The 11,159-nt window shown below is 39.8% G+C and carries 12 protein-coding genes; 4 read left to right on the top strand and 8 right to left on the bottom strand.

All coding sequences use genetic code 11. The annotated features are described in order from the left end of the window. Window positions 1-652 (top strand): IS1 family transposase (locus tag AXW61_RS04810; RefSeq protein WP_062032848.1); only part of this gene is annotated, 652 nt, incomplete at its 5' end. Window positions 653-1,044: 392 nt separating this feature from the next. Here the strand turns inward: AXW61_RS04810 and AXW61_RS04800 are convergent. Both AXW61_RS04800 and tkt read right to left on the bottom strand, forming a co-directional pair. Next, the gene (locus tag AXW61_RS04800; protein WP_004696769.1) at window positions 1,045-1,260 is read right to left on the bottom strand and encodes a hypothetical protein; all 216 of its coding nucleotides are present in this window, start codon (window positions 1,258-1,260) and stop codon (window positions 1,045-1,047) included. 116 nt (window positions 1,261-1,376) lie between these two features. Then, a complete protein-coding gene (gene tkt, locus AXW61_RS04795) occupies window positions 1,377-3,365 on the bottom strand; it encodes a transketolase (protein ID WP_062032844.1) in 1,989 nt (662 codons plus the stop codon). Between the two features lie 718 nt (window positions 3,366-4,083). Between tkt and metK the strand changes: the two genes are divergently transcribed. Continuing rightward, window positions 4,084-5,250, top strand: coding sequence for a methionine adenosyltransferase (gene metK, locus AXW61_RS04790; protein WP_004984924.1), 1,167 nt, complete (start codon window positions 4,084-4,086; stop codon window positions 5,248-5,250). A 96-nt stretch (window positions 5,251-5,346) separates the two neighbouring features. On the opposite strand, the gene AXW61_RS04785 is transcribed toward metK, so the two are convergent. Continuing rightward, window positions 5,347-5,592: a hypothetical protein gene (locus AXW61_RS04785; protein ID WP_026056381.1), complete on the bottom strand. Its 246-nt coding sequence runs from the start codon at window positions 5,590-5,592 to the stop codon at window positions 5,347-5,349. Between the two features lie 314 nt (window positions 5,593-5,906). Between AXW61_RS04785 and AXW61_RS04780 the strand changes: the two genes are divergently transcribed. Continuing rightward, the gene (locus AXW61_RS04780) at window positions 5,907-6,119 is read left to right on the top strand and encodes a hypothetical protein (RefSeq protein ID WP_058951840.1); all 213 of its coding nucleotides are present in this window, start codon (window positions 5,907-5,909) and stop codon (window positions 6,117-6,119) included. Here the strand turns inward: AXW61_RS04780 and AXW61_RS04775 are convergent. Both AXW61_RS04775 and AXW61_RS04770 read right to left on the bottom strand, forming a co-directional pair. Continuing rightward, entirely contained in the window at window positions 6,081-6,722 is a 642-nt protein-coding gene (locus AXW61_RS04775) for a LysE family transporter (protein ID WP_062032841.1), read from the bottom strand. The two genes, AXW61_RS04780 and AXW61_RS04775, sit on opposite strands and share 39 nt — an antisense overlap. Window positions 6,723-6,854: 132 nt before the next feature. After that, window positions 6,855-7,436: an FxsA family protein gene (locus AXW61_RS04770; RefSeq protein WP_058951838.1), complete on the bottom strand. Its 582-nt coding sequence runs from the start codon at window positions 7,434-7,436 to the stop codon at window positions 6,855-6,857. Window positions 7,437-7,558: 122 nt separating this feature from the next. Between AXW61_RS04770 and ruvC the strand changes: the two genes are divergently transcribed. Next, window positions 7,559-8,104 carry a crossover junction endodeoxyribonuclease RuvC gene (ruvC, locus tag AXW61_RS04765; protein WP_004984936.1) on the top strand — a complete coding sequence of 182 codons (546 nt, stop codon included), beginning with the start codon at window positions 7,559-7,561 and terminating at the stop codon, window positions 8,102-8,104. A 3-nt stretch (window positions 8,105-8,107) separates the two neighbouring features. Here ruvC and AXW61_RS04760 read toward each other — a convergent pair whose 3' ends face one another. The 3 genes from AXW61_RS04760 to AXW61_RS04750 all read right to left on the bottom strand — a co-directional run bounded on the left by AXW61_RS04760 (window position 8,108) and on the right by AXW61_RS04750 (window position 11,128). After that, the gene (locus tag AXW61_RS04760; RefSeq protein WP_062032838.1) at window positions 8,108-8,434 is read right to left on the bottom strand and encodes a hypothetical protein; all 327 of its coding nucleotides are present in this window, start codon (window positions 8,432-8,434) and stop codon (window positions 8,108-8,110) included. Between the two features lie 107 nt (window positions 8,435-8,541). Further along, window positions 8,542-9,369, bottom strand: coding sequence for a hypothetical protein (locus AXW61_RS04755; RefSeq protein WP_062032834.1), 828 nt, complete (start codon window positions 9,367-9,369; stop codon window positions 8,542-8,544). Window positions 9,370-9,529: 160 nt separating this feature from the next. Further along, window positions 9,530-11,128, bottom strand: a complete 1,599-nt coding sequence (locus tag AXW61_RS04750) for a bifunctional aspartate transaminase/aspartate 4-decarboxylase (RefSeq protein ID WP_062032832.1) — start codon at window positions 11,126-11,128, stop codon at window positions 9,530-9,532. Window positions 11,129-11,159: the final 31 nt, after the last annotated feature.

Raw genomic sequence — 11,159 nt, 5'->3', positions numbered from 1 at the left:
AAAGAGAAATGGCATCAAAGTAGATGGGAAACAAAACCATCAGTGCAAAGATTGCAAACGTCAGTTTATTGGTGATCATGCATTAAGCTATCAAGGGTGTAACTCAGGTATTACCGGCAAGATATTACATTTAATGGTCAGAGGAAGCGGTGTAAGAGATATTGCTGAAGTCGAGCGTATCAGCATTGGCAAGGTATTACGAACCTTAAGTGAATCGATCTATCAGATTCAGCCTAAACAAAGCCACTACGAATGTCTTGAAGTCGATGAACTTTGGACTTTTGTAGGGAATAAGCAAAATAAACAATGGCTTATTTATGCCTACCATCGAGAATCTGGAGAAATTATTGCTTATGTTTGGGGTAAGCGGGATTTAGCAACGGTTCAACGTCTTAAAGCTAGACTTAAAAAGCTTGGGGTTCAATATGCTCGAATTGCGAGTGATCACTGGGATAGTTTTATCACAGCATTTCAATGTTGCAAGCAAGTGATCGGTAAGTTTTTTACCGTCGGTATTGAAGGTAACAATTGTAGAATTCGTCATCGAATTAGGCGTGGATTTAGGAGAAGTTGCAACTTTTCTAAAAAGCTCGAAAATCATTTTAAAGCCTTTGATTTGACTTTCTTTTACCTTAATAACGGATTCGTTTAACGCCAGCATACTTTTTGAAACACCACCAACACATCTTGTAAGTATGCGTACTATCATGCTCTATCACATGCACAATGCCTACAAGCCGACCTGCTATATAAGTGCGGCAAACCATACATATATTCACGCTTAGAATCAGTCAGTTTATGCCACGTGTTTTCAGATATCTGCTCCAATAAATCAACCTGATAAAATGCCTGATAAGCTTGCCATAGTGTAACCCAGATCGACTGATCGATTTCTGTCAGTGGCACAATTTGAATATTTCGTACTTCCATTTGGCTCTCAAAGTACTATTTATTTTTGTAAGGCTTATATTTAAACTAAAATCACCACAAAGAAAAAGCCTTATTGAATCGCTTCAATAAGGCTTCTTTTAGACGTGACAACCATCATAGTTTTTCAATCAGAATCCGATCAATTAACTTCATACCTGTCTGCTTTTCATGGTTTTTACGACGGATCTTAATTTGCTTATCTTCTGCTAAATCTTGCAATAACAGTTCAACAGCAACCATCGCCTCCAAAGGTAGATCTGGTCCAATCCACTTCTGTTCGCCCGCATCCATCAATACAACTTCATCATGAATTTGATCGTACAAGCTCATATCATCACCTAAAATTTATGCAGTTACTTTAGCAGCAGCTTGCATATTATATACACCATTCAAAATAAAAGACGCCCCTAAACTGGAGCGTCCTTCAAACAGTTAATTTTTAAAAATTAAGCTGTCAATTCTTTTACCGCAGCAACAACTGCTTCAGTGGTAATACCGAAGTATTGGTATAAGTCTTTCGCAGGTGCAGATTCACCATAAGTCGTCATACCAATTACACGACCGTCTAAACCTACAAACTTCCACCAGTAGTCTACATGTGCTGCTTCAACAGCAACACGCGCACGAATGTTTGATGGAAGAACCGCTTCACGGTACGCTGCATCTTGCTTCACAAATTCTTCAGCACATGGCATAGACACGACACGCACACCGTCAAGTTGTGCATGCGCTTCCATTGCTAAAGATACTTCAGAACCCGTGGCAATAATAATCGCTTTTAATTCGCCTTTTTCTTCAGCCAATACATAACCACCTTTCGCTACATTTGCAATTTGTGCATCTGTACGTGTTTGGAATGGTAAGTTTTGACGAGAGAAGATCAACGCAGTTGGGCCTTCTGAGCGTACAAGTGCAGACTTCCAAGACACAGCTGCTTCAACCGTGTCACATGGACGCCAAGTATTTAAGTTTGGTGTACCACGTAAAGACGCAATTTGCTCTACAGGTTGGTGCGTTGGACCATCTTCACCCAAACCAATTGAGTCATGTGTATATACATGGATTACACGTTGTTTCATCAACGCAGACATACGTACTGCATTACGCGCATATTCCATGAACATAAGGAATGTTGCAACATAAGGAATGAAACCACCGTGAAGCGCAACACCATTTGCAATGGCAGTCATACCAAACTCACGTACGCCATAGTGTACGTAGTTACCTGAAGGATTGTCCTGAACGCCTTGGCAACCTTTCCAAAGTGTTAAGTTAGAACCAGCCAAGTCCGCAGAACCGCCTAATAGTTCAGGCAATAATGGACCGAAAGCTTGCAATGTGTTTTGGCTTGCTTTACGCGTAGCAATGGTTTCAGCTTTTGCATTAGTGTCAGCAATAAACGCATCTGCTTGAGCAAGGAATTCAGCTGGCAATTCACCTGAAAGGCGACGTTTTAATTCAGCTGCTTCAGTTGGATATTTTGCTGCATATTGAGCAAATAATTCATTCCAGGCCACTTCAGAAGCCGCCCCTTTTGCTTTTGCATCCCATGCTGCATAAACGTCAGCAGGAATTTCAAATGGACCTTCAGTCCAGCCCAATGCTTCACGTGTTAATGCGATTTCGTCATTACCTAGCGGCGCACCGTGGCAGTCTTCTTTACCTTGCTTATTTGGTGAACCTAGACCAATAATCGTTTTACAGATGATGATTGTTGGTTTTTTCGTTTCAGCTTTTGCTTGCAAAGTTGCAGCACGTAATGCATCTGCATCATGACCATCAGCTTTAAGTACTTGCCAACCATAAGCCAAGAAGCGTTGCTCTGTATCGTCAGAGAACCAACCTTCTACTTCACCATCAATCGAAATACCGTTGTCGTCATAGTAAGCAATTAGTTTACCTAGACCTAAAGTACCTGCAAGTGAACATGCTTCGTGAGAAACACCTTCCATTAAACAGCCATCACCTAAGAAACAGTAAGTGAAATGGTCAACAACGCTCATCTCATCTTTGTTGAACTGCGCTGCTAGAGTTTTTTCAGCTAGAGCAAAACCAACTGCGTTTGCAATCCCCTGACCAAGCGGGCCAGTTGTCGTTTCAATACCTGGTGCATAACCTAATTCTGGGTGACCCGGCGTTTTAGAGTGCAGTTGACGGAATGCTTTTAAATCTTCAATTGATAAATCATAGCCCGTAAGGTGCAATAACGCATATTGCAACATAGAGCCATGACCATTTGATAGTACAAAACGGTCACGGTTCGCCCATTGAGGGTTAGTCGGGTTATGGTTGAAAAACTCACGCCATACCACATCAGCGATATCAGCCATCCCCATTGGCGCACCTGGATGTCCAGAGTTTGCTTTTTGCACAGCATCCATTGCCAATACACGAATTGCGTTTGCAATACGACGTTCGTTAAGCGGGGTTGTCATAGGTCAGAGTCCAAACAAATGATTTAAAGAGTAAGATGAATAGAATTCAAAGATAGCTGTATTGTCTTAAAAAAAGAGGAATGGGTAAAGCCTAATGGACAATATTTCGCTATTTATTCATCATCAATGTCTAATAAATGCGGGCATTGCCTAAAATCACAACAATTTCACTCAGAAATGCCTCTCTCGCTTTTCTCCGGGTCAAATTCTACACGATAGAATCATCAACTTTTAAAAACAAAGCTCGGCCACCCTATTCACTAATCAGAACAAACCGTTATCCTTGAGTATCAAACACATCACAAGATACATTTGTATTTTTTACATACAATTAAACATTCATGGTGAATTTTATTCACTTTTTTAAATTATTCATGAATTAGTACAAATTATAGATTTTTTTATGATGCATATTTTGAGCATTTTTTATTTACCAACTTAACACCCAAGCCAAAAAAAACCAAACAAACTATTGTTTTACAATTAGATATAACCAAAGCACAAAATCTCATGATACGCACCCATAAACTTTGAATCAGAACCGTTACTTTGTCATTTCGAACTAAAAATAAACGCTATATCAATTTTTTAGATGCTTATATCAGATAAAAAGTCGTTGAATTGAAATAAATTCAGTCATTTTGGTCGTGTAGAACTGGCTCAAACGGCTAAGTCGATGTACCATATTGCGTCTTTTAAATTAACTGTGATAGGACTTATGCGCGAGTACGCTGTATTTACCTCGGAATCTGTAAGCGAAGGCCATCCAGATAAAATGGCTGACCAAATCAGTGATGCTATCTTGGATGCGATCTTAAAAGAAGACCCATATGCGCGGGTTGCTTGTGAAACGCTTGTAAAAACGGGTGCGGTAGTACTTGCAGGTGAAATCACAACAACTGCAAATGTTGACTTCGAAGCGATTGTTCGTCAAACCGTAAATGGCATTGGTTACCACCATTCTGACCTTGGTTTTGATGGTTCAACATGTGCCGTGATCAATATGATTGGTAAACAGTCACCAGAGATTGCTCAAGGTGTTGACCGTCAAAAGCCTGAAGATCAAGGTGCAGGTGATCAAGGTTTAATGTTTGGTTATGCAAGCCGTGAAACTGACGTGCTTATGCCTGCTCCAATTTCATATGCACACCGTTTAATGGAAAAGCAAGCTGAGCTACGTCGCAGTGGCGCTTTACCATGGTTACGTCCAGATGCAAAAAGCCAAGTAACTTTTGCTTATGAAAATGGTATGCCTGTTCGTTTAGACGCAGTCGTATTATCTACTCAGCACGATCCTGAAATTTCTCAAAGCAACTTAAAAGAAGCTGTGATTGAAGAAATCGTGAAAAAAGTGATCCCTGCTGAAATGTTCCATGCAGACACCAAATTCCACATCAACCCAACAGGGATGTTTGTGATTGGTGGTCCAGTGGGCGACTGTGGTTTAACAGGTCGTAAAATCATCGTAGACACCTACGGTGGCATGGCACGTCACGGTGGTGGTGCTTTCTCTGGTAAAGATCCATCTAAGGTTGACCGTTCTGCTGCTTACGCGGGTCGTTATGTTGCGAAAAACATCGTAGCTGCAGGCCTTGCAGACAAATGTGAAATTCAAGTGTCTTATGCCATTGGTGTGGCTGAGCCAACGTCTATTTCGATCAATACCTTCAATACAGCAAAAGTATCTGAAGAGTTGATCATTGCGTTAGTCCGTGAACACTTCGACTTACGTCCATACGGGATCACTCGTATGCTTGACCTCATTCAACCGATGTATAAGCAAACTGCTGCTTATGGTCACTTCGGTCGTGAAGGTTCAGATACAGCATTTACGTGGGAAAAAACAGACAAAGTGGAAGCACTTAAAGCTTCAGCTGGTCTATAAGTTTGATCCTAAAAGAAACCCGCTTAATGCGGGTTTTTTTATTTGAACTGACGGAAAAATATTGCATCAGTTCAGTCGTGAAGTCATTGAACTCCACTACTTAGGCTTGTTTTCATGATTCAACACATCAAACAATGATGTTACCGCAGCGGGTTCACTGTTTCGGTCGGCCAAATAGACTTGTACAGATTTAACGATAATCGCTGCTGCAAGACATGCAACAATACAGAAAATCCAAAATCCAAAAGGACTTCGAATATTATGTGATCCACAGTTTGGACAGTCTTTATCTGTTGACGCGACAACTGTTTCACAACATGCGCAGTGGTATTGATAGAGCATGGCTTTACCCCCTTGTTTTTGTCCTTTCTTGTTTTTATTGTCCATCACCCTGCCTCACAGAATGTTAGATTCATTTATCTTATGTGAGTATTTGTTGAGACTCAAGCGCAATTCACCTGAAGTGATGTCAGCAACGGCTTACACTAAAAGATTAATCAATTGATTTAACGCATATTCCTCTTTATAACACCGAATCATGACAATTTCATTTTGTAACATAATAGTTTTTGACGTATTCCAAAGTATTGGCTGAAAACCCTTTAGTTTTCTCGCGATTGTTTATTAAAATAAGATGCAACGATGAGGAAGAAAGAATGGTTCAGTTGATTAAAAAAGGCGGTTTACGCGAACGTGCCAACCGCAGTCGTAGCTATAAGGGCTCAGAAAATACCGAAGCGACATTGCAGCCCAACCGTTATGCGCAAAGTAAAAAAGACGAAGTGTCTAGCTTGGAACAGGCTCAATCATCTCAAGAGCTTAAAAATGACTTAGATGTAGATTGCGAGAGCATCGTACCAAAGCCATAAAGCAAAAATCAGGAACAACCCGCCAGAAAAAATGTCGATATAACTCCCTGAACGTTGGTATGCCGCCTTAATTTTAGGTAATGACAAAAGCAGCATTAGCAGTGCAAAAGTCATAAAAGTTTGAATGGGAATAATGACCGCAAGTTGCATTTTTAAATAGGGACTTGCGCTAGAACTTAAGGCTAGTGAAAACACACTACTGAAATAAATTAGCGTTTTCGGGTTAGACAGGTTCGTCAGCAAACCTGACATGAAATAATGGTTGGCCTTGAGTGTAGGTAGTTTCTGACCATCATCTAGCAAGACTTCTTGCTGCATTGTATTGAGGCCAGCTTTCAACATCAGCCACCCCATACGTGCAAGGAACACCCCACCAATCACCATCAATACCTGTTGAATCCATGGCATTTTTTCGATGAGTACGGTAAAACCTAACAAGGTTAAAACCACCCAAACGACGATGCCAACAGAAATACCTAAAATAGTTTTTAAAGTGTTTTTTTGTGTGGTCGAAGCTGAACTTTTGGCAATCAGCAAAACATCAGGACCGGGACTTAGCTGCGCAACAAAATGCAATGCGCAAATCGTGAAAAGCAATGACATAAAAAAGTGGCATAAATTTTAAAAAATAATTATATCGTTTGTTATATTTATTTTAAATCATAAGCACTTAAAACATTTTCATAAAGATAAAAAAAGCCGAATTAGAACTCGGCTTTAAAATTAGGTATGAAATTATTTATTCACATCTTTCATTTCAATTTTTTTCGTATCTGGCGTGACTTCTCGTGCTTCGCCATCAATAATACTCGAGTCACGATAAGCTGAACTGCCCTGCTGTTGCTGCATTTCTTGCATCTGACGCATGATATCTGCAAATGGGTTTTGACCTTGAGCACCACCGCCCATGCCATTCATATCCCCCATCATGCCACCCATCATTTTTTCCATCATCGCTTGCTGACGTTTCATCATCACGTTCATCAGCGCGCCCGTCATGGCTTTTTGTACTGCTGGAATAAGCAATAACACGGCAACCACATCTGTCACCAAGCCAGGAATCAATAAAAGAAAACCCGCAATGATTTTTGGCAGATTGTTTGTTAATGCAGGATCTGCACCCATCTGGCCCGCTTGCATTTGCTGCATTTGTGGCATTAAACCTGCTGAATACTTACGAATCAGGCTCATACCAATAAAGAAAGCGGCAATAAACCAGAAGAACACGTACCACATGCTACCAACGAGGTCACCCACGCCAATCCATACGAAGACTTCGAGAATGACACCAGCTAATATAAAAAGAAATAATTTCATGAAAATTAATCTAATCTCAACAAAATGAATAAGGTGCAAGAATCAAGTGCTCAATCTACATCAAGCTTTTTTGATACGCTTATGTAACAATATGGGCATATTATTTTTTTTAAAGGGCAAGCATGTCATTAATTATTGGTATTGACCCTGGTTCTCGCCTCACAGGCTACGGTATTATTCAAAAAGAAGGTCAAAAACTAATTTTTGTCGATGCTGGCACCATTCGTACCGAAGCTGCTGATATGCCTGAACGGCTAAAACGTATTTTTGCAGGGATTGATCGTATTGTAAAATTTCATGGCCCAACCGAAGCCGCAGTTGAGCAAGTATTTATGGCACAAAACCCTGACTCCGCACTGAAGCTGGGGCAAGCCCGCGGGGCTGCTATTGCTGCACTGGTCAACCTTGACTTACAAGTTGCAGAATACACCGCGCGTCAGATTAAACAGTCGGTGGTCGGTTATGGTGCTGCGGACAAAGAACAAGTACAAATGATGGTGATGAGACTCCTAAACCTGAGCATCAAACCACAGCAAGATGCAGCCGATGCTCTTGCTGCTGCCATCTGTCATGCGCATGCTTCAGGCAGTATGACCAAGCTTGCTGTACTCAATGCTTTAGGTGGTATGGCTCGCGGACGCAGCCGTAGTAGCTCTCGTCGACGCTAAACGTTAAGTGATATAGTCTTTAAAGTCTTTACGCATTTCACGTACCGATGGTGCTTTGGGATAGGTCGCTATCAGCATTCTTCCTGAAATACGTAAATTTTTCTTTTGAGCAGGATCGATACGTATAAAGACCAATTCTTCCGGCTCATTGCGATGGTTGATCTCACAAATCATAATGGTGTAGTTTTTTTCGATCACTTTATAACGACTAAATGCCTGCTGTACGATTTGCTTAAAATTTTTCTGTCCACCTGATGGTGCAAGTTGGGTGTAAATCACCAGCAATATGCATGCACCAACCACCAAGGCCACCAGTAAGTATTTATCCATTCTTCCTCCCCACTTTTACCATTATTCGAAGTCTTTAAATTTTAGGCTTGATTGCGTTATATCGCGTTTTCTTACTACTCAATAATTCTTATGCTACTTCAATATTCTTACTTGGAAGCATTTACTTGATTCTCTTCTATCTGCAATGAATCAATAAATTTTAATGAATCCCTTTGAATATTTTTCCAGTGTGGAAGTAATTCAGCATGAAAATAAACATTTAAATAACTTGTATTAAACCCATAATTTGGAACATGACTACTTAACTTACAATCACTTCCGCCAGTATTAAAATAAAGACATTTAATTACTAAACTGACTCCTTTCCCCTTTTTCTCTTGCCAAAAAACCTTTTTTGTGACATTTCCTACTCTGTCAAAACTTATTTCATAAAGACCTAGATCCGGATTAAATACTTTATTTTTATTAATCTCTTCATCGTTAATTTCCATGTCAGCACCATCTGGACTTAAATACAGTTTCAGAACTGGATCAGAGTCAAAAAAATCTTTGTCTTCTTGCCTACCAGTCCAAATTGTGCGTTGATGAAGAGAAAATGTGATGTCATTTAGCTTATTTGAAGAAAGTTGAAATATATTTTTAGAAGGTAGCATCTCAGGCCATTTCACATTAAATGAGGCACTTTGGATTTGATCATCACATCCTTTTGTGTCATGAACTTGTTTGTGACCTTTGCCCCAATAATTTACATCCTGATATTCAACTCTTGCAAAAAATAAATATCGTCGATCTATACGCATTTTCTGATCGCCAAAACTTCCACACTCATATGGTTTTTCTTTTAAGCTCGGTACATCACTTGGTTCTAATACATTAACAATAACACTCAAAATAACGATAATGATTGGTGACAATAGTATAAAGATCAAAAAATGTTTTAGCTGAATAGGCTTTCGAAGAAAATTTAAAATCATAAGTCATCTTATTTAATTATTCATTTTTTTCATGTACTCCTAAAATTAACACAAAGTATTTGAGATATAGTATTTTTTTATTCAAAATACCCATCATATAAAAAGCCCATCATATGAGATGGGCTTTTTTTACAACTAGATTAATCTATACTTTTCAAGCTTATTTTTTCTTTTTAAAGTTTAGATATTCTTGATAAGACTCTTCCGCAAAACGTCGCAATGAATCACCAATGGCTGCATATTGGAATTCATTCAGATTCGCCAAAGACGCTCGTGCAGAAGGATGTTGTACACCAAAACCAGACCCAGGAAGTAAAACCACTCCCGTTTCATCCGCTACACGGAAAAGCAACTCGGTTGGATTTTTATTTTTCATAACCCAATCTGCAAACTCATCACCATACAGCGTCCGCGAAGTATTTTCCAAATTCACCAGCGTATAGTAATCGACAGCATTTGGATCTTGAGGAACATCAACACCCAGTTGCCGATACAGCGCTGCATCACGCTCACGAACCACAGATTTAACCGCTTTTTTATAGCTTTGACGTGAATCCATTAAGTTAAATAGCGCAAATAAAACCATTTGAACTTGTTGTGGTGTCGACAGTCCAGCGGTGTGATTTAGAGCGACATTACGACTATCTGCCACGAGACGATCAATAAACTTAATACTTGATGGATCAGTCGTTAGCGATGAATAACGCTCTTCTAGTTCTTTTTTATCTTTTTTAGAGAGTTCAGTGAGCTTCTTATCCAAAATATTATTGTTGGTCGTGGCGATGACACCTAGACGCCAGCCTGTCGCACCAAAGTATTTTGAGAACGAATAAACCAAAATGGTGTTGTCTGGACAAATGGCGAATAGTGATTTGAAATTATCGGCAAATGTTCCATAAACATCATCGGTCAAAATAATCAGATCAGGACGTTTTTTAACAATATCAGCCAAAATCGCCAAGCCTTCATCACTCATTTTGACCGAAGGTAGATTACTTGGATTCACCAAGAAGAAAGCTTTAATTGATGGATCTTCTAATTTACGGAGTTCTGACTCTGGGTATTGCCATCCCTGATTTGGATCCGCCTCAATCAATACTTCTTCCAACTGATAATCATTGAGTTTTGGAATTTCTAAATAAGGGGTAAAAATCGGGGTGCCGATGGCAATTCGATCACCCTTAGCAATAATTTTATTCTCTTTAAGCGAGTTAAAGATATATGCCATGGCTGCTGTTCCGCCCTCTACGGCAAACAGATCTAAGCCATCTTTTGGCATACCCTGCACGCCCATTTCGCGTAACACATACTCTTTAATGATGGTTTCACTCAAGCGCAACATGCGATCTGGAACAGGATAATTACAGCCCAAAATACCTTCAACCATTTCCAGTAAAAATGCATCTGGGTCTAAGCCCAACTGGTCTCTGACATAAGAAATCGCTTTTCCTAAAAACACTACGCCTGGCTTATCACGATTTTCGAGTACAAAGTTATCAAAGCGAGATTGCAAACCGACAGGTCGTGGAAAACCACCGAGCCCTTCTGGCATATAAGAAAATGAAAACTCAGATTCGGTTGCAGAAAATAAACCAAGTTGGAAAAAAGCTCTACGAGGAACAGTTGCAAGGAAGTTTGGGTTTCCTCGACCTGCGTTCAGCATCATACGGTCAGTTCGACTTTCTGCAAGTGCAATCAGTTTATCTTTTAATTCAAATGGGCTTAGTTTTGCGTATTTTGAGTAATCAACGTTCCCCATGGGAAGTCTCCTTTAATTATAGTGAAGCTAA

The organism is Acinetobacter sp. BMW17 (assembly GCF_001592855.1).
Classification (GTDB): domain Bacteria; phylum Pseudomonadota; class Gammaproteobacteria; order Pseudomonadales; family Moraxellaceae; genus Acinetobacter; species Acinetobacter johnsonii.
The sequence above is the reverse complement of the archived record's forward strand: the minus strand, read 5'-3'. Positions and strand labels throughout refer to the sequence as shown.